This is a genomic window from Croceicoccus mobilis (assembly GCF_001661965.1).
GTDB lineage: Bacteria > Pseudomonadota > Alphaproteobacteria > Sphingomonadales > Sphingomonadaceae > Croceicoccus > Croceicoccus mobilis.
On sequence record NZ_LYWZ01000020.1, the window covers coordinates 138,459 to 157,174 of the forward strand.

21 protein-coding genes and 1 tRNA gene are annotated in these 18,716 nt (G+C 63.5%); 17 read left to right on the forward strand and 5 right to left on the reverse strand.

What is annotated here, in order from left to right; genetic code table 11:
* Positions 1-19: 19 nt before the first annotated feature.
* From hisH to A9D13_RS05855, 14 genes are all read left to right on the forward strand, one after another.
* Positions 20-649, forward strand: a complete 630-nt coding sequence (gene hisH / locus A9D13_RS05790; protein WP_066771325.1) for an imidazole glycerol phosphate synthase subunit HisH — start codon at positions 20-22, stop codon at positions 647-649.
* Positions 646-1,374, forward strand: coding sequence for a 1-(5-phosphoribosyl)-5-[(5-phosphoribosylamino)methylideneamino]imidazole-4-carboxamide isomerase (gene hisA, locus A9D13_RS05795; RefSeq protein ID WP_066771330.1), 729 nt, complete (start codon positions 646-648; stop codon positions 1,372-1,374). Before hisH ends, hisA begins: the two co-directional genes overlap by 4 nt.
* On the forward strand, positions 1,371-1,631 hold the full coding sequence (locus tag A9D13_RS05800; protein WP_066771339.1) for a hypothetical protein: 261 nt from the start codon (positions 1,371-1,373) through the stop codon (positions 1,629-1,631). The genes hisA and A9D13_RS05800 overlap by 4 nt, the downstream gene beginning before the upstream one ends.
* Entirely contained in the window at positions 1,628-2,392 is a 765-nt protein-coding gene (hisF, locus tag A9D13_RS05805; protein WP_066771342.1) for an imidazole glycerol phosphate synthase subunit HisF, read from the forward strand. Before A9D13_RS05800 ends, hisF begins: the two co-directional genes overlap by 4 nt.
* 38 nt (positions 2,393-2,430) lie before the next feature.
* On the forward strand, positions 2,431-4,158 hold the full coding sequence (locus A9D13_RS05810) for a cation:proton antiporter domain-containing protein (RefSeq protein ID WP_066771344.1): 1,728 nt from the start codon (positions 2,431-2,433) through the stop codon (positions 4,156-4,158).
* 63 nt (positions 4,159-4,221) lie between these two features.
* Complete coding sequence (locus tag A9D13_RS05815) at positions 4,222-4,551, forward strand: phosphoribosyl-ATP diphosphatase (protein WP_066771345.1); 330 nt, start codon at positions 4,222-4,224, stop codon at positions 4,549-4,551.
* On the forward strand, positions 4,548-4,937 hold the full coding sequence (locus tag A9D13_RS05820) for a histidine triad nucleotide-binding protein (protein WP_066771348.1): 390 nt from the start codon (positions 4,548-4,550) through the stop codon (positions 4,935-4,937). Before A9D13_RS05815 ends, A9D13_RS05820 begins: the two co-directional genes overlap by 4 nt.
* Positions 4,938-5,097: 160 nt before the next feature.
* Positions 5,098-5,616, forward strand: coding sequence for a YbgC/FadM family acyl-CoA thioesterase (locus A9D13_RS05825; RefSeq protein ID WP_082922148.1), 519 nt, complete (start codon positions 5,098-5,100; stop codon positions 5,614-5,616).
* Positions 5,617-5,622: 6 nt separating this feature from the next.
* Complete coding sequence (gene tolQ / locus A9D13_RS05830) at positions 5,623-6,351, forward strand: protein TolQ (RefSeq protein ID WP_066771349.1); 729 nt, start codon at positions 5,623-5,625, stop codon at positions 6,349-6,351.
* A 3-nt stretch (positions 6,352-6,354) separates the two neighbouring features.
* Complete coding sequence (locus A9D13_RS05835; RefSeq protein WP_066771351.1) at positions 6,355-6,810, forward strand: ExbD/TolR family protein; 456 nt, start codon at positions 6,355-6,357, stop codon at positions 6,808-6,810.
* A 3-nt stretch (positions 6,811-6,813) separates the two neighbouring features.
* Positions 6,814-7,650, forward strand: coding sequence for a hypothetical protein (locus A9D13_RS05840; protein WP_229665385.1), 837 nt, complete (start codon positions 6,814-6,816; stop codon positions 7,648-7,650).
* A gap of 29 nt (positions 7,651-7,679) precedes the next feature.
* Positions 7,680-9,002, forward strand: a complete 1,323-nt coding sequence (gene tolB / locus A9D13_RS05845; RefSeq protein ID WP_229665387.1) for a Tol-Pal system beta propeller repeat protein TolB — start codon at positions 7,680-7,682, stop codon at positions 9,000-9,002.
* A 119-nt stretch (positions 9,003-9,121) separates the two neighbouring features.
* The gene (gene pal, locus A9D13_RS05850; protein ID WP_082922149.1) at positions 9,122-9,625 is read left to right on the forward strand and encodes a peptidoglycan-associated lipoprotein Pal; all 504 of its coding nucleotides are present in this window, start codon (positions 9,122-9,124) and stop codon (positions 9,623-9,625) included.
* 93 nt (positions 9,626-9,718) lie between these two features.
* On the forward strand, positions 9,719-10,264 hold the full coding sequence (locus A9D13_RS05855; protein WP_066771357.1) for a J domain-containing protein: 546 nt from the start codon (positions 9,719-9,721) through the stop codon (positions 10,262-10,264).
* 27 nt (positions 10,265-10,291) lie between these two features.
* Here the strand turns inward: A9D13_RS05855 and A9D13_RS05860 are convergent, their stop codons facing one another.
* The 3 genes from A9D13_RS05860 to pdeM form a co-directional block, all read right to left on the reverse strand.
* Positions 10,292-10,957: a tetratricopeptide repeat protein gene (locus tag A9D13_RS05860; RefSeq protein ID WP_066771358.1), complete on the reverse strand. Its 666-nt coding sequence runs from the start codon at positions 10,955-10,957 to the stop codon at positions 10,292-10,294.
* Between the two features lie 73 nt (positions 10,958-11,030).
* Entirely contained in the window at positions 11,031-11,549 is a 519-nt protein-coding gene (gene infC, locus A9D13_RS05865) for a translation initiation factor IF-3 (protein ID WP_082922150.1), read from the reverse strand.
* 240 nt (positions 11,550-11,789) lie between these two features.
* Positions 11,790-12,515, reverse strand: coding sequence for a ligase-associated DNA damage response endonuclease PdeM (gene pdeM, locus A9D13_RS05870; protein ID WP_066771361.1), 726 nt, complete (start codon positions 12,513-12,515; stop codon positions 11,790-11,792).
* A 47-nt stretch (positions 12,516-12,562) separates the two neighbouring features.
* On the opposite strand from pdeM, the gene hemF reads away from it, so the two are divergent.
* The 3 genes from hemF to A9D13_RS05885 all read left to right on the forward strand — a co-directional run bounded on the left by hemF (position 12,563) and on the right by A9D13_RS05885 (position 17,204).
* Positions 12,563-13,420 carry an oxygen-dependent coproporphyrinogen oxidase gene (hemF, locus tag A9D13_RS05875; RefSeq protein WP_066771364.1) on the forward strand — a complete coding sequence of 286 codons (858 nt, stop codon included), beginning with the start codon at positions 12,563-12,565 and terminating at the stop codon, positions 13,418-13,420.
* A 131-nt stretch (positions 13,421-13,551) separates the two neighbouring features.
* Positions 13,552-14,991, forward strand: coding sequence for a S41 family peptidase (locus A9D13_RS05880; protein WP_066771367.1), 1,440 nt, complete (start codon positions 13,552-13,554; stop codon positions 14,989-14,991).
* 122 nt (positions 14,992-15,113) lie between these two features.
* A complete protein-coding gene (locus A9D13_RS05885) occupies positions 15,114-17,204 on the forward strand; it encodes a RelA/SpoT family protein (RefSeq protein WP_066771838.1) in 2,091 nt (696 codons plus the stop codon).
* A gap of 15 nt (positions 17,205-17,219) precedes the next feature.
* On the opposite strand, the gene A9D13_RS05890 is transcribed toward A9D13_RS05885, so the two are convergent.
* Positions 17,220-18,299 carry a peptidylprolyl isomerase gene (locus A9D13_RS05890; RefSeq protein ID WP_066771840.1) on the reverse strand — a complete coding sequence of 360 codons (1,080 nt, stop codon included), beginning with the start codon at positions 18,297-18,299 and terminating at the stop codon, positions 17,220-17,222.
* 226 nt (positions 18,300-18,525) lie between these two features.
* A tRNA-Val gene (locus A9D13_RS05895) sits at positions 18,526-18,601 on the reverse strand.
* Positions 18,602-18,716 lie beyond the last annotated feature (115 nt).

Consider the following 18,716-nt stretch of genomic DNA (forward strand, 5'->3'; position numbering starts at 1 on the left):
GCTTTGGAGAAGGCTTTCAATGAAAGACGGATTGGCCCTCATCGATTTCGGAGCGGGTAACCTCCATTCGGTCGAGAACGCGCTGAAAAAGGCGGGTGCGGAACGGATCATGGTGACATCCGATCCCGAGGTCGTGCGGCAGGCGGAACGCGTGGTGCTGCCGGGCGTGGGCGCCTTCGGCTCCTGCGCGAAGGCCCTGCGCGGCATTCCCGGCATGATCGATGCGATGGAGGAGGCGGTGCTGGAAGGCGGGGTACCGTTCCTTGGCATCTGCGTCGGCATGCAGCTTCTGGCGACGCGCGGCATCGAATTCGGCGTGCACAAGGGGCTCGACTGGATCCCCGGCGAGGTTCGCGAAATCGAGATCACCGATCCCGCGATCAAGGTGCCGCACATGGGCTGGAACGATGTGTGCCACCTGCCGCATCACGATGGCGCCAGCCTGATCGACGAGGGGGAGGCCTATTTCCTCCACTCCTTCCATTATGTTGCCGACAACGGGCGCGACATCGCCGCGATCACCGACCATGGCGGGGCCATCACCGCCGCGGTCGCGCGCGACAATCTGCTTGGCGTGCAGTTCCACCCGGAAAAGAGCCAGGCCTACGGCATCGATCTTTTGTCACGTTTTCTGGACTGGAAGCCATGATCGTATTTCCTGCCATCGACCTCAAGGGCGGTCAGGTCGTCCGCCTTGCCGAAGGGGACATGGACCGCGCCACCGTTTACGGTGACGATCCCGCCGCGCAGGCCGCCATATTTGCCGAGGCGGGCGCGATGCACCTGCATGTCGTCGATCTGGACGGCAGCTTTGCGGGCAAGGCGGAAAACCGCGACGCGGTCGAGGGCATCCTCAAAAGCTTTCCCGGCCATGTTCAGCTCGGCGGCGGTATCCGCACGCGCGAAGCAGTGGAGGGCTGGTTCGATCTGGGCGTTTCCCGCATCGTCATGGGCACCGCCGCGTTGAAGGACCCGCAGTTCGTCAAGGACATGGCCAAGGAATTTCCGGGCGGCATCGTCGTCGCGGTCGACGCGCGCGACGGCATGGTCGCGACCGAGGGCTGGGCGGAACTGTCCGATGTGCCCGTCGTCGACCTCGCCCGCCGGTTCGAGGATGCGGGCGTCGCCAGCCTGCTCTTCACCGATATCGGGCGCGACGGCATGCTCAAGGGCTGCAATATTGACGCCACGGTCGATCTGGCGCGCGCCACCGACATGCCGGTGATTGCCAGCGGCGGGGTTAAGGGGCTCGATGACATCCACATCCTCTCGCTCCACGCGCCCGACGGGATCGAGGGCGTGATCACGGGCCGCGCGATCTATGACGGGCGGCTGGATCTGGCCGCCGCGCTGGCCATGGCGGCGCGGGCGTGATCGAGGTCCTGCTCTTTACCGCGCTTGCGGCCGTGTTCGGGTCGCTGCTGCTGTCGGATTTGCGGCGGCAGCATGTCGCGCTGGCGCATGTCAGCCTTGGCCGGATGGAAACGCCGCTGCGTTATTGGTCCCTTCTTGCGTTCGAAGGCGCGGCGATGCTCGCTTTGGCGATGTTCGCCGTGGCGCTGACCGCGCATGCACCTGCCCAGACGCGTGAGAGGGAATTCCAGATCATTATCGAGGCGCCCCAGCCATGACCGTCCGCATCCGCGTCATCCCCTGTCTCGACGTGGCCGAGGGCCGCGTGGTCAAGGGCGTGAATTTCGTCGATCTGATCGATGCGGGCGACCCGGTAGAACAGGCCCGCGCCTATGATGCGGCAGGCGCGGACGAGCTTTGCTTCCTCGACATTTCCGCCACCCATGAAGGGCGCGGCACGCTGGTCGATATCGTGCGGCGAACGGCTCAGGTCTGCTTCATGCCGCTGACCGTGGGCGGGGGCGTGCGTTCCGTCGATGATGCGCGCGCATTGCTGCTGGCAGGCGCGGACAAGGTGGCGGTCAATTCCGCCGCCGTCGCCCGGCCCGAACTGGTGGGCGAGATCGCGGACCGTTTCGGCGCGCAATGCGTGGTCGCCTCGGTCGATGCGCGGCGGGTAGCGGGCGAGGACCGCTGGGAAATCTTCACCCACGGCGGGCGCAAGCCGACCGGGATCGACGCGCTGGAACATGCAAAGAAACTCGCCGATCTGGGCGCGGGCGAACTGCTCGTGACCTCTATGGATGGCGACGGGACGAAGGCGGGCTATGACCTTGCCCTGACCCGCACCATTGCCGATGCAGTATCGGTGCCGGTGATCGCCAGCGGCGGGGTCGGCAATCTCGACCATCTGGTCGAAGGCGTGACCAAGGGCCATGCCAGCGCCGTGCTTGCCGCATCGATCTTTCACTTTGGCACGCATTCCATTGCCGAGGCGCATGCCGCCTTACGGGATGCAGGCCTTCCCGCCCGCGCATAGGATCAAAGATATTGGAAGAAACAGGCGGTAGCGCCGGGATGCTGGTCGAGGGCTTCGTGCTCCTTGGCTTTGCATTGGGTTTCGTTCTCCTGTTCCGCAGGCTGGGGCTGGGGGCGACGCTGGGCTATCTGCTGGCGGGCGTGGTCGTCGGGCCGCAGGTTCTGGGTCTGGCGGGCGATGCCGAGGACAAGCTCCATTTTGCAGAGCTTGGCATTACTTTCCTGCTGTTCGTCGTCGGGCTGGAACTGGCGCCGCAGCGTTTGTGGCGCATGCGCAAGGAAATCTTCGGATTGGGCTTTGCGCAGGTGGGGCTGTGCGCCGTAGCGATCGTGGCGATCGCCGCACTGACGACGCGCTTCACCTTTGCCGCCGTGCTGGCGCTGGGTCTGCCGCTGGCGCTGTCTTCCACCGCGCAGGTGCTGCCGATGCTGCAATCGGCGGGCCGCATGAAAACGCCGTTCGGTGAACGCGCCTTCGCGATCCTGCTGTTTCAGGATCTCTCGATCATTCCGCTCATCACCATCGTCGCCGCGCTAAGCCGCAATCCGGCGGAGCAAGCGGGACCTCCGGGTTGGCAGCTGGGCCTGATGACGGTGGCTGCTGTCGCCGGGCTGGTGCTGGCAGGCGCGTTCCTGCTGCGCCCCCTGCTCAAGCTGATCGGCAATCTGGGGGAGCGCGAGATGTTCGTGGTCGCCGGATTGTTCGCGGTGATCGGATCGGCGGCGCTGATGGCATGGCTGGGCCTGTCGACCGCATTGGGCGCATTCGTGGCGGGCGTGATGCTGGCCAGCTCGCCATTCCGGCACGAGCTGGAAGCCGATGTGGAGCCCTTCCGCTCCATCCTGCTTGGTCTGTTCTTCCTGGCCGTGGGCATGGTGCTCGACCTGCAGGCCATTGCGGAGCGCCCTTTCTTCGTGCTGATCGGCGCAGTGCTGCTGATTACGGCCAAGACCGGCGTGATCTTCCTCATCGGCCTGATCGCGAAGATGCAGTGGAGGAGCGCGCTGGCGCTGGGCCTGCTGCTGAGCCAGGGCGGCGAATTCGGCTTCGTCCTGTTCTCCGCCGCTGAACAGGGCCTGTTGATCAGTTCCGAAGCGTCGAGCCTGTTCACCGCCATTGTCACCCTGTCGATGGCGACCACGCCGTTCCTGATGAAATTCACCGCCAACATCCGCAAGGCGCCCGCAAAAGACGGCGAAGAGCGCGAAGGCCCGGTGAACGAAGGGGCCAGCGCGCTGGTCGTCGGCTATGGCCGCTTTGGCCAGACCGTCGCGCAGACGCTTGCCGCCGCCAAGATCGGCCTGACCGTCATCGACAGCGATATCGAACAGATCGACGTCGCCGCCGAATTCGGGGCGAAGGTCTATTTCGGCAATGGCACGCGCATGGACCTGCTGCGGCAGGCAGGCGCGGGGGAGGCCGAGGCGATCCTGTTCTGCATTGATGGCGACCAGATCGATCACGCATTGTTGACCGAAGTGCACGGCGCATTCCCCAAGGCCGAAATATTCGTGCGCGCCTATGACCGGCGCAGCGTCATCAAGATGAAGCCCGGCGAAAATGACACCGTCGTGCGCGAGGTTTACGAATCCGCGCTGAAAATGGCGCGGCTGGCGCTGCGCGAACTGGGCGGCAGTGAAAGCAATGTGGAGGAAGCCGAGGCCGCCTATCGCAAGGCCGACATGGAACGGCTGAAGATGCAGATCGAATCAGGCGATGTCCGGTCGGGCATGGATCATATGTATGTCCCCGGTTCACACAGTTGAGATGTGGAACGCTGATGCTGTCCGTTGCTATTTCCCCGTCAACTGTCCAGATCCGGTAAGGTGATGACGAAGACCAGCGAAATCCTGGCGAGCCTTGCCGCCACCATCGAAAGCCGCAAGGGCGGCGACCCGGAAACGAGCTATGTGGCGAAGCTCTTCGACCGCGGCCCCGACTATATCGCCCGCAAGCTGGGCGAAGAGGCGGTGGAGACCGTCGTCGCCGCTCTCGCCGGAAGTGACGAGGAACTGGTGGGCGAAGCCGCCGATGTGATCTTCCACTTGTGCGTGCTGCTGTCTGCGCGGGACCTGACGATCGCCGATGCGCTGAACGAACTCGCCCGCCGCGAAGGCATGTCGGGTATCGAGGAAAAGCTGTCGAGGGAGCCGAAATGAGCCTGACCCCTGTCGATCCGACCAAGCCTTACGATCCCGAAAACATCTTCGCCAAGATCCTGCGCGGCGAGATCCCCTCGACCAAGGTGTACGAGGACGAGTGGGCTTATGCCTTCAATGACATCGCGCCGGTCGCGCCGATCCACGTGCTGGTGATCCCGAAGAACGGCTATGTCAGCTGGGACGATTTTTCCGAAAAGGCCCCGGCAGAGGAAATCGCCGGCTTCATCCGCGCCGTCGGCAAGGTCGCGCGTCAGCTGGGACTGGTGGAGGAAGGCTATCGCCTCATAAATAATATCGGCCCCAATGGTGGGCAGATCGTGCCGCATATCCATGTCCATCTGATGGGCGGAAGGGTGATGGGGCCGATGTTGACGCCGGAATAACCGGCTAAACTTTTGCGTCCCTTTTCGGGAACCGCGTTCCAGGCTGGGGACAATATCGCTTATTCACCGTCAATCCGTGCTGCGGGCGCGATATTCGGTGGTTTTCCGCGGGAACCCGGCTTGTGCGACGAATCGCGGCTCGTCTATGACGCCCGCACCCATGAGCCCGGACGAACCCTCGCCTCTCGCCCCGACAGACGACTTGCCCCGGCCTGCCGGAGGATCAATCCTGCGCGGCGTGCATTATTACGCGGTGCGAGCCTATTTCGAAGATACCGACCTGTCGGGCGTCGTCTATCACGCCAATTACCTGCGCTGGTTCGAACGCGCGCGGTCGGATCTGCTGCGCCTGCTCGATATCGATCAGCGCGCCGCGCATGAGGCGGGCGAGGGCGCCTATGCCGTCACCGACCTCAATATCCGCTATGCCGCCCCGGCGAAGCTGGATGACGAGGTGCTGATCGAAACCCGCAGCGTGCAGATAGGTAAGGCATCCTGCCGCCTCAACCAGCGGGCGTTTCGCGATGGCGGTCTGCTGGCCGAAATGGATGTGCGCGTCGGTTTCGTATCGCCCGATGGCCGCCCGCGCCGCCAGCCCGCCGCATGGGTGGATGCATTCAACACACTTTCATCTGCCGCAGGGCATGACGCCCCGGCAACCGCAATTGGAAAAGCCTGAGACACGATGACCGCCACCGCCACAATCTCGCTTCTCGCGGCCGCCATACCGCCTTCGACCGCCACGGCAGCGCCGACGCATCTCGATCCGCTGCAGCTGTTCCTCGATGCCGATATCGTCGTGCAGATCGTGATGCTGGGCCTGATCCTCGCCTCGGTCTGGGTGTGGGCGATCATCGTCTCGTTCTCGATGAAGGTGGGCAAGCTGGATTCGAAGAACCGCCATTTCGAAAAGAATTTCTGGCGCAGCGACAATCCCGATGCGCTGATCGCCAGCATCGACGGTGAACTTCCCTCACGCAACGTGGCAGAGGCGGGGCTGGCCGAATGGCGCGCATCGACTGAAAAGGGCGTGGCCGATCGCGACGGCGCGCGCAGCCGCATCAGCCAGGCGATGGACGCCGCGGTCACGCTGGAAAGCGACCGTCTGGCAGCGCGGCTCAACTTTCTTGCCACGGTCGGTTCGGTCGCACCCTTCGTCGGCCTGTTCGGCACGGTGTGGGGGATCATGAACAGCTTTTTCCAGATCGGCGCGCAGTCGAACACTTCGCTCGCCGTGGTGGCACCGGGCATTTCGGAGGCCTTGTTCGCCACCGCCATCGGCCTGTTCGCCGCGATCCCGGCGGTCATCGCGTACAACCGTTTTTCCTTCCGCGTGAACAGTTTCGAGACGAAGCTCTATCGCTTCGCCGACAAGCTCAACGCATCGCTCAGCCGCGAACTGGAGCGGATGTAAGGGATGGGCGCGAAGCTTTCCTCTGCAGGCGGCGGGCGTGGGCGGCGGGGCCGTGGCGGCCGTTCGCCCATGGCCGAAATCAATGTCACGCCGATGGTCGACGTGATGCTGGTACTGCTGATCATCTTCATGGTCGCCGCACCGCTGATGGTCGCTGGCGTTCCCGTAGACCTGCCTGACAGCCAGGCCGATTCGCTTGAGAACGAGGACCGCCAGATCAGCGTCTCGCTCGACGAACAGGGCCTGATCTATATTGGTGAGGAACGCGTGCCCGCAGGGGCCTTCATCGAGCGGCTGGGCGCGATTTCGCCCCCCGGTTCGGTCAATGCCCCGCCGGTCGTGCTGCGCGCGGACAGGGCGCTGGATTATGGCCGCGTCGTCGCTGTTATGGGCGCGCTTAATGCTGCGGGCTTCCGCCAGATTTCGCTGGTCACCCACGGTTCATCGGAAAGCCCATAGCCCATGGCATCCATGCGCGCAGTCGCCACGCCTTATCCCGACACCGCCGACACGTCCGCTTTCGGGCGTGAAGAGCGCTGGGGGCTGGGCGTTGCGATCGCGGCCCATGTCGTGCTGGTGGCGGGGCTGCTGATCTTTGACGGGCAGTCGACCCCGATCAAGCCGCCCGAGCGGATCGCGGTCACGGTCTCCGACAATATCGCGCTTGAATCGGTGTCGCCCAACCCGATGGCCGACCCTGCGCCGTCCGTGGGCGCGGAGATCGGGGAAGTCACGCCGCCTGCCGAACAGGTGACCGCGCCGCAAGCGACGCCAAGCCCGCTGGCGCAGCCTGCGCCCGCACCCACGCCCCGCCCGTCGCCGACCCCTGCGCCCAAGGCCGCGCCGAAACCGACCCCGCCCAAGCCGACGCCCGCGAAGCCTGCCGACCGCGAGCCGGCGAAATCGCAGGGCAGCCGTCTTGGTTCGGACTTCCTTGCGGGCACTGGCGGGACGGGGTCCGATAACGATCAGCCTGCCGAAAAGGCGGGGCCGGAGGTCGCATCGAGCCTGGTGAGCGCGATCAGCCGCCAGCTTCGCCCGCATTGGACCGCGCCGCAAGGCGTCGATACGGACAAGCTGGTCACGATCGTCGAATGGCAGATGAACCGCGACGGTTCGCTTCGGGGCAGGCCGGTCATCGTGTCCCAGTCCGGTGTGACCGACGCGAACGCAGCCCAGAAGGGGCGGCATGCCGAATTGGCCATCCGGGCGATTCAGCTCGCCGCGCCGTTCGATTTGCCAGATCAATATTATGACAGCTGGAAGCGCGCACGTTTCAGCTTTGACCGGAGACTTTGAGGATGTTGAAAACGCTATCCAAAGCCACGATGACTATCGTGCTCGTCGCCTTGGCGAGCCCCGCTTTGGCACAGGACGATGGCGTGCTGGTCGGTACTGTCACCGACGAAAGCGAGTGGCAGGACCTAGGCATCGCGATCCCCGCGTTCCCGACCGATGTCGAACAGCCGACCCCCGCATCGCCGCAGACGACGACGAAGCTTGGCGTCGAACTCGCCCGCGTGATCACCGCCGATCTCAAGAACAACGGCTTGTTCCGCCCCGTCGGCCCGGATGCCCTGCCCAAGATCACTTTCCCCGAAGCGACCAACCCGCAATTCGCGCGCTGGAGCCCGCTTGGCACCGACATGCTGGTGCACGGTTTCGTGAAGGCGGCAGCCAACAACCAGCTGACGGTGGGCTGCTATCTCTATGACGTACAGCTGGGCAGCGAACTGGTGCGCGAAGGCTATGTTGTCTCGCCTGCCGACTGGCGCCGCGCCGCGCATAAATGCGCCGACATGATCTATTCGCGCCTGTCGGGCGAAGACCCGTTCTTCGACAGCCGCATCGCCTATATCGCCGAGACGGGGCCCAAGGGTAACCGCCGCAAGCGTCTGGCCATCATGGATTCGGATGGCGCGAACCATCGCTTCATCACCAGCGGCTCGTCCTCGGCGCTGACGCCGCGCTATTCGCCCGATTATTCGAAGATCGCCTATCTGTCCTACAGCGACGGCAATCCGCGCATCTATGTCTATGACATCGCATCGGGCCGCCAGCATCTCGTGACCGAAAGCAAGAGTCCGACCTTTGCCCCGCGCTGGTCGCCTGATGGCCGCTACATCCTCTATTCCATGGCGGTTTCGGGCAATACGGATATCTATCGCGTGTCTTCGGCAGGTGGCGGCACGCCGGTCAAGCTGACCAGCAGTCCGGGCATCGACATCGGCGGATCGTACTCGCCCGATGGCAGGCGGATCACGTTTGAATCCGACCGTTCGGGCAGTCAGCAGATCTATGTGATGAACGCCGACGGTTCCGACCAGCACCGCATCAGCTTTTTCGGCGGCCGCGCGGCGACGCCCGAATGGAGCCCGCGCGGCGACCAGATCGCCTTTACCCATATTGCCGGCGACCTGCGTGTCGCGGTGATGAGCCCGAATGGCCGCAATATGCGCCATTTGACCAATAGCTGGCAGGACGAGGCTCCGACCTGGAGCCCGAATGGCCGCATCGTCCAGTTCTTCCGCACGGAACGGAATACTGGCAAAACCAGCCTGTGGCAGGTCGACCTGACCGGAAGCCATTTGCGCAAGCTGGAAACCCCCGAGGACGCATCCGACCCCGCTTGGGGACCGGTTCTGCCCTAACTGCGTTGTCCTGTTAATGCCGCGTGCCAATCGGGTCGCACACGCGGTGAAATCGTAACCCGAAACCGGCGGGCGTCCTGCCCGTCGGCGTCTTTGAAGGAGCCGTTGTAATGCCCCTTATGAACCGCCAGTCCGTTGTCCTCCTCATGGCCGCCAGCACGCTCGCGCTGGGTGCCTGTAAGTCGACCCCCGACGAACTTCCCCCCGAACCGACCAGCACGCCGACCCCGGCGCCGACGCCCGCGCCCTCCGGCCCGGTTCCCGGCAGCCAGGAAGACTTCATCGCTTCGGTTTCGTCGGACCGCGTCTATTTCGACACCGATGAATACAGCATCGACAGCGCCGACATGGCGATCCTGCAGAGCCAGGCGCAGTGGCTGATGCAGTATCCGAACAAGCAGGTTACCATCGAGGGTCATGCCGACGAACGCGGCACCCGCGAATATAACCTCGCGCTGGGCGAACGCCGCGCCAATGCCGCCAAGAACTACCTGGTCGGGCTTGGCATTCCGGCTGGCCGCATCTCGGTCGTGAGCTATGGCAAGGAACGCCCGGTCGCGCTTGGCTCGAACGAAGCTGCATGGGCGCAGAACCGCCGTGCGGTGACCGTGACGATCCAGTAATCGAACTGTCCACGTGTGAAAGGGGCGGCCCGTCGCGGTCGCCCCGATCACCCCTCGACCCTGTCGTCATATACCTGTATCGCCCGTTAGCTGATGGCCCGTTCCAAGAGATCCGTTGACTGGGGTTTTCCCCGCTGGCGCGGCTATGAAGCCGGACGCGAAGCGCAGACCGTGCGCCTGTGCGATCGTCACGGGTGCGAGGAGCCGGGCGATTGCCCCGCACCGAAATCGCCCAACAGCCCGGAACGCTGGTATTTCTGCCAGGCCCATGCCGCCGAATATAACAAGGGCTGGGACTATTTCGCAGGTCTGGACAAGGAAGAGGCGGCGGCCCGCGCGGCATCCGAAAATTCGACCAATGCCGGGTATCAGCAGTCCGCCCATTACGGCTGGACGGGATCGGGCGATGGTTCGCGGTCGAAGGACGAGATCAACGCTCTGGACGTGCTCGATCTTGAATATGACGTCGATTTCGCGACCATCAAGAAAGCATGGCGCAACAAGGCCAAGGTCGTGCACCCCGATGTGAAACCGGGCGACGAAGAGGCAGCCAAGGAGTTCCACAAGCTCCAGCTCGCCTATGAAGTGCTGCGCGCGGCGGAGGAACGCCGCACATGGCAAGGTTACCCTGAAGGCTGAGCTTCAGGCCAGTCTTCAGGCCGGTCTTCAGGCCTCTGGGGCAGGTCCCAGATTATCCTCATCCCACATTCCCGCGATCACCAGCAGCCGGTCATGGACCGGGCTGGGCGGGCGCGGCGCGGCGCCAAGGCAGGGCAGGCCGGGCGCGTTATCATCGGCCACCGACAATTCGAGAGCTTCCCGTGCGCATGCGGCAGCGCGGTCGCGTTCGCCCTGCTGCCAGCAGATAAAAGCACGCGCGGCACTGGCGGCAAAGCCCACGAAGGGATGGCCTAGCTGCGCCATCGCGCGTTCGTCCAGATGGTCGAGCCATGCAAGGGCGCGCGCATACCGGCTTTCATCGCGCAGCAGCCCCACGGCTGAACAGTAATCGGTGATCGCGGCAATGGCGGTGAATTCGCCCCCCACCTCGATTGCGCGTTCGAAGCAGGCGAACATCGCCGGGAAATCGCCCGCGCGGAAATGAATCATCGCCTGCGCGTGCAGGGCAGGGACGATCTCGTCCTCATAGGCGGCCGCGGCGATCTGCTCGTCATAAAGCTTTATCGCGTCTTCCGGGAAATGTTCGGCAATGGCCCCGGCTTTCTGGCCAAGGTAAAAGGCGCGATCGTCGCGGGCGCGCGAAAGCCGCAGCCGGAAATCGGCCTGCGCGCGTGCGTCCCACTCGCGATTATTGAACCAGTCACAATGCATCGCGCCCGGTTTATAGGGCGCGATGCTTTACATTCCGTGACCATGACGCTCAGCCAAGCGTCAGAATGGGAAGTTATTTGGGGGCCAGCACCATCAGCATCTGGCGGCCTTCCATACGGGGATAGGCCTCGACCTTGGCGATTTCCTCGACGTCTTCCTGGACGCGCTTGAGGAGATTCATGCCAAGTTCCTGATGCGAAAGCTCACGACCGCGGAAACGCAGGGTCAGCTTCACCTTGTCGCCATTCTCGATGAACTTGTTCACGTTACGCATCTTAACGTCGTAGTCGTGGTCATCGATGTTGGGACGCATCTTGATCTCTTTGAGTTCCTGCGTCTTTTGCGTCTTGCGCGCGGCATTGGCCTTTTTCTGGGCCTCATACCGGTACTTGCCGACGTCGAGGAACTTGCAGACTGGCGGATCGGCGCTGGGCGAGACTTCTACAAGGTCAAGTCCGACTTCCGCTGCGCGATCGATGGCCTCACGCGTGTACATCACCCCGAGGTTTTCGCCCTCATCATCGATGACGCGAACCTTATCGACCTGGATCATATTATTGTATCGCGGCCCGCTCTTGACCGGCGGTTGCAAACTGCGACGGGGGGGACGTGCTATGGGGCCTTCTCCTAAAATAGCCTGAAAGAATAAACGTGTTGCCGGGACGAATATCGTACCGATCTGAAAGATGTGGGAATGGTGTCCCCTCTCAAGGACTCCGCACCCGGTGCGCGCTCTTATCGCCAATCGCGGCGGATATAAAGGGGCAACGCACGGGTAATGGGGCGCGTTCCGCGCTGCCTCACTGCCAAGATGGCTCTTAATCTCGCGAAATCAAGCCGCTGCGCTCCACAGCGGAAAACGCAGCAAACGTCCGGCGGCCGGGACCACCGCCTCGATCTCCCGCGCGGGCTGCATGGCCGACACGATTGCCGGGTCGCCGGCGTTCATGCCCGCGGTCAGTGCGCCGCAGGCGGGAAGCACCATGCGGCCACCTGTATTGCCGCCGCCCGCGATCACCGCGCAGGGCCGCACGATTCGCCGCCCGCGCATCGACAATTGCAGGCGCGGGTGGAAATGGCCGGACAGTTCGGGCCGCACTTCGCCGGGGCGGGCCATGTGGCGCAGGATCATGCCGCCCACTTCCAGTTCGGCGAGCTGCGTGCCGCCCGGTGCGTCCGCCTCGCCATCCTTTTCATCGTGATTGCCGGTGACCCAGACCCAGTCCAGCGAGCGCGTCAGCGCATCGAGCATGCCGCGCGCATGCGGCTCCAGCCTTGCTGGTCCATCCGCATCATGGAAATTGTCACCCAGCGTGAACACGCGCCGCGCCCCGGTCGCCCTGACGGCGGCGGCAACCCGTTCCAGCGTTTCGCGGCTGTCATAGGGGGGCAGCATCTGACCGGCCTTGGCGTAAAAGCTCGCCTTTTCCAGATGGAGATCGGCCACCACCAGCGCGTTCTCCCGCTCCCAGTAAAGGGCGCGGCCTGCGCCGCCGTCGGCGATCATGCGCCATTCCTGTCCGGCGAATTCCAGTGGGGTGAACGAAACGGGAACCATGCGAATGCTATTGCCGCCGCGCCCACGGTTTGGCAAGCGCTGCTGCCATGAACGAGTGGACAAAAGAGACGAGCGAAGCGCGCAACTGGTTTGAAACCCTGCGCGACCGCATCTGCGCCGAATTCGAGGCGATCGAACGCGAGGCCGGCAGCGATGCGAGCTTTGAATATACGCCCTGGAGCCGCGAGGAGGAAGGAAACGACAACCCCGGCGGCGGCACCCGCGGCCTGATGAAGGGCAAGGTCTTCGAAAAGGTCGGCGTCAATGTCTCGACGGTGCATGGCCGGTTCGCTCCGCAATTCGCTGCCAGCATCAACGGCGCAAGCGAAGAGCATCCCGAGTTCACAGCCACCGGCATCAGCCTTGTTGCCCACATGGCGAACCCGCATGTGCCTGCCGTCCATATGAACACGCGCTTCCTCACCACGCAGAAGAGCTGGTTCGGCGGCGGCGCCGATCTCAATCCGCCGATTCCCTATGACGAGGACACGGCCGAATTCCATGCCGCGATGAAGGCGGCCTGCGATCCGCACGGCGCCGATTACTATGAGCGCTACAAGGAATGGGCGGATGATTATTTCTTCATCCCGCACCGGAGCGTGCATCGCGGCGTGGGGGGCATTTTCTACGACCATCTCGAATGCGGCGACCGTGCGGGCTTCGATGCCAATTTCGCCTTCACCCGCGCCGTGGGTGAGGCGTTCCTGTCGTCCTTCCCGCGCATCGTGCGTCGCCGCATGAACAGCGAATGGAGCGCCGAGGACCGCCAGCGCATGCTGGAATGGCGCGGGCGCTATGCCGAATTCAACCTCGTTTATGATCGCGGCACGCTTTTCGGCCTGAAGACCGGCGGCAATATCGATGCGATCCTGATGAGCCTTCCGCCCGAAGCCGCGTGGAGCTGATCCATAAAGCGCCCCTTCCTGTTCAGATCAATTTAATCCCCGATTGGCAGATAGTTGCCCGGCGCAAGCTTGGGACTTGCGGCCGGTTCTGCTAATCCTTCGGCGGGACGGAATTTGGGGACGCAGATTACATGACATTGTTTGGCAATGCGCGGCTGGCCGCGAACCTGACCGGCGCGATCGCGATGACGCTGGTGGCAAGCGGCTGCGGCGGTGGCGGCGGATCGGGGGGCAGCGGCAGTCCGGTCACGGTGACGCCCAGCCCGTCGCCCACGCCCAGCCCGACGCCGACTGCCAGCTGCTCGCTATCGGCACGGCAGGCCTGGGTGCGCGATCAGCTGGAGGAGTGGTATCTGTTTCCGGACCTTCTCGACACATCGGTAAACGCTGCCAATTACAACACGGTGCAGGGCTATATCGATGCGCTGACCAAACCGGCGCAGCAGCAGGGCAAGGATCGCTGGACCTATCTCACCTCGATCGAGGATGAAGAGGCCTATTACGAAAGCGGCCTGACCGCCGGTTTCGGCATCCTCGTCACGCTGACTGCGACCAATCGCCTTTATTTGCGCGAAGCCTATGAGACCGCGCCCGGATACAAGGCCGGGATGGACCGCGGCACAGAGATCCTCGCCATCGGCGATAGCGCCTCTTCGCTGGTCAATGTCGCGGACATGAGCATTGACGAGCTGGTCGACATCCTCGGTCCCTCCAATGCTGGCTATTCAAAGGTTTTCCAGTTCCGCACGCGGGAAGGGACGGTACGGACCGAGACCGTGACCAAGGCGGAATATGCGATAGAGCCGCTTTCGCCGCGCTATGGCGCGGTGACGCTGGACACCGCATCGGGCAAGATCGGTTATATCAACCTGCGCACCTTTATCGAACCGGCAGAGCCTGCGCTGCGCGACGCCTTTGCCCAGTTCAAGAGCGATGGCGTTGCCGATGTGATCGTCGATGTTCGCTATAATGGCGGCGGATTGATCCAGACTGCGGGCGTGCTCAGCTCCCTGCTCAACAAGGATCACGTGGGCGAGGAATTCACCACGCTCGAACTGCGTGAAAGCAAGTCCTCCCTCAACGACACCTATCTGTTCATGCAGCAATCCTCGGCGATCAGCGCCAGCCGCATCGCTTTTATCGGTACGAGTGCCAGCGCATCGGCGTCGGAGCTGATCATGAACGCCCAGATCCCCTATTCGGGAACCGACACGGCGCTGGTCGGGCGCAACACCTATGGCAAGCCGGTGGGGCAATTCGCGTTCGACCTGACCGAATGCGACGATCGCCTGCGCGCGGTAACCTTCCGCACGGTGAACGCCGATGGCAGCGCGGATTATTATGACGGGATGGCAAGCGTCATGCCTGCCACCTGCCGCGCCGACGATGATTTCTATGACCCTCTCGGTTCGACCGAAGAGGGCATGATTGCTGCCGCATCCGGCTGGATCGCGGGCGCATCGTGCACGGCCATCGCCACGGGCGGGCAGGGCGCATTGTCGGTGGGCGCACGACCCCTGCGCGCTGCCAATCCCAATATCGCGCAGATCGAGATTCCCGGCCTGTTCTAGGCTTTGGCCGGTCTGCGGACGGCGGGCAGCACGAAATCGCTGCCCGCCGCCACGAAATGCGCTGAAAACGGCGCGATAGGCGGTTGCGGCCAGCGCAATTAGCGCCCAAATTCATGCGTGAAATGCTGCGCCAATACGAACTTGTCGAAAGAGTGAAAGCCTACGATCCGGATGCGGACGAGGCGATGCTGAACCGTGCCTATGTGTACACCGTGCAAAAGCACGGCACGCAAAAGCGCGCGAGCGGCGATCCGTATTTCAGCCATCCGGTCGAGGTGGCGGGCCTGATGACCGACCTGAAGCTCGATCAGGAAACGATCGTCACCGCGCTGCTCCACGACACGGTCGAGGATACGCTGGCCACGATCGACGATATCCAGCGCAATTTCGGCCCCGATGTCGCGCGGCTGGTCGATGGCGTGACCAAGCTATCGAAGATCGAGCAGATGCCCGAGAACGAGCGGGCGGCGGAGAACCTTCGCAAGTTCCTGCTGGCCATGAGCGAGGATCTGCGCGTCCTGCTCGTGAAACTAGCCGACAGGCTCCACAACATGCGCACGCTGCATTTCATTTCAAAGCCCGAAAAGCGCCAGCGCATCGCGCGGGAGACGATGGATATCTACGCCCCGCTGGCAGAGCGGGTGGGCATGTATGAATATATGCGCGAGATGCAGCTCCTCGCCTTCGAACAGCTGGAGCCGCTCGCCTATGCCACCATTACCGGGCGGCTGGCGCAGATCCGGTCGGAAGAGGGTGGGCAGGTCGACGAGATCGCCTATCGCATGAAGCAGGTTCTGGCCGACGCCGGGTTGCAGGTGGAGGTGTCGGGACGCGAAAAGCACCCCTATTCGATCTGGCGCAAGATGGCCGAGCGCCACGTCAATTTCGAGCAGATCACCGACATCATGGCCTTCCGCATCCTGACCGATAGCGAGGAGGACTGCTATCGCGCGCTTGGCGTCCTCCATCGCAACTGGCCGATGATCCCGGGGCGATTCAAGGATTATATCTCGACGCCGAAATCGAACGGCTATCGCTCGCTTCACACTGCGCTGGTTTATCGCAATTCCATGCGGGCAGAGGTGCAGATCCGCACGCATGAGATGCACCGCACCAACGAATTCGGCCTTGCCGCGCATTGGGCGTACAAGCAGGGCGGCACCACGCCCGACGGGCAGGTCGGCTGGCTGCGCGACCTGATCGAGGTGCTGGATCAGGCGCAGGACGCCGAAGAGCTGCTGGAGAACGCGAAGCTCGCCATTTACCAGGACCGCATCTTCGCCTTCACGCCCAAGGGCGCGCTGTATCAGCTGCCCAAGGGGGCGACGCCTGTGGATTTCGCCTTTGCCGTCCACACCGATCTGGGCGCGCAGGCAGTGGGGGCGAAGATCAACGGGCGGCACATGCCCCTGCGTACGCCGCTGGCTAATGGCGACGTGGTCGAGATCATCAAGGGCAACGATTCAGAGCCGCAATTGTCATGGCTGTCCTTCGTCGCCACGGCCAAGGCGCGCGCCTCGATCCGTCGCTTCGTGCGCCTGCGCGAACGCGAGGAAGCGATCGAAACGGGCGAGGACCTTTACGAATCGATCATCGCCCGCATGCCCGGAAAGGTCGGGAAAAAGGCGCTGAACGCGGCGCTGAAGCGCCTCGACATGGCCGATGCCGACACGCTGATGCATGCCATCGGCGAAGCGCGCATTTCCGAGCGCGAGGTGATGGAAGCGCTCGTCCCCGGCAGCGCGGCGGAATTGCCCGATGACAGTTTCTGGCAGGCCCCCGAACGCCGCGTGCGCATTCGCGGCCTGACCCGCGGCAGCGAATTCGAACTGGCCGAATGCTGCCACCCGGTGCCGGGCGACCGCATCGTCGGGATCAGGGACGGCAAGATCGTAAATGTCCACACGATCGATTGTCTGACGCTGGCAAAGGAAAGCGGTGAGGACTGGATCGACCTGTCATGGGACCCGCGTACCGATGGCGCGACCGGCAGGCTGAAGGTCATCCTCTATAACCGCCCCGGCACGCTGGCGGAGATGACCGGAATCTTCGCGGCCAATCACGTCAACATCTCGCATCTCGCCCTGCAGTCGCGGGACGAGCGGTTCGGCCATTACATCGTCGACATAGAGGTGCGCGACCTTGCGCATCTCACCCGCAACATCAGCGCGCTGCGCGCCAGCGATGCGGTGGCACAGGCCGAACGGATCTAGGGCAGGCCGGCGGGCTTAGTCCTCGATCTCGCGCAACGGCACGCGGACATTGCAGACATCCGCGCCGCCAGCGGGCACGCGGTAGAACGGATCGTAGCGATTGGCCGTGCGATCCGCATAGGCGGCAAAGCTCTCGCTCTCGGTATCGAGAAAGCGGAAGCGCGGGCGCTCGGTGTCAGGCAGCTCGCTGGCGAGGCGGACGGAGATGATAGGCGTGTGCTCGGCCTCGGTCTCATAAACGCCGAAGGCAGCGGTGCCGCGCGGCAGGATCGACATATGCTCGATCCCGTCGATGACCTTGCCGACGACCGCGATGTTCCGATCGAGCGCGCGCGGCGCGTGGCCGATCACGGCGTAGAGTTCCGCCCCGGTGCCCGCATCGGGCGACAGATCACGCGCCACGCCGACCGATGCATAGCAATGGACGGGCCAGACCTTCGCGGGCCGGTTGGACATGCCAGTGCCATCCGTGACGACATGGTTCTGAAGCTCGGCCGCAATGGGTAGGCCCCGCAGATAGCCGAACGCTTCTGCATAAGGGTCCGAGAAATCGGGTCCTTTTGCCGCCATCTTGTCCTGACGCGGGTTCACGGCGGCCTCTGCCGCCCGGCGGCCATCCGCGCCCCACAGCGTGCCGGTCAGCCCCGGTTGCCACGCAATCGTGTAATCCTCCTCGGCTGTCGGCACGATGCCATCGGGAAGGGGGCGGGCAGGGCGGGTACGATCTCCCTCGTCCTCTTCGCCATCGCCCCATTGCACGACCCAGTTGTCGACCGAGCGATAGATCGAAAGCCCGTCCCACCAATGCGCGCGCGCCATGGTGCGGATATTGGCGACCCATTTTTCGGAAATCGGGGCGTCGATCAGCTGGATCACGACCCGGCGTGGATTGCCTGAGGAATCGGGGGCCAGCGTCATGACCAGCAGGTCTTCGGCCGGGATTTCCTGCCACGCGGAATCGGGCGCGGCCTTTACGATAGCTGCCGAAGTGGGCGGAAATTCGCTTTCTTCCTGCGCCAATGCCAAAGGGGCCGGAGCAAGAGCGAGAGCGGCGATGCAGGCGGCGCGGGAGAGGAGCTTTGCGGTCGTGTTCATGGCCGCGATGATGGCAAGCGCACAAGCGATCGAAAAGGGGCTTGGCAGCGAATCACCAACTATGTTGATTCGGGGCAATCCTACCCGAATTTGCCAAATTCACTTACCCGAACGGCTGATACAAAATTTTTTTGCCGCCCTCTCCGAAGCTCATTTTCGCGGTTGCGAAAAGGATAAGGCGCAGAAGCTGCGGCCTGAGATCGGAGTCTGCAAAAAGGAAGGGCCATGGTGGGCGGTGAGGGGCTCGAACCCCCGACCCTCTCGGTGTAAACGAGATGCTCTACCAACTGAGCTAACCGCCCGGCGCCAAATCGCGCTGGCCATGGCGGCCATTTAGACGCTTTTGCCGGTTCGTCAATCCTTGGCATTTTTCGCAAGTGCAACAGGCACCTGCGGGTTCGCCACCCGAATTCCTTT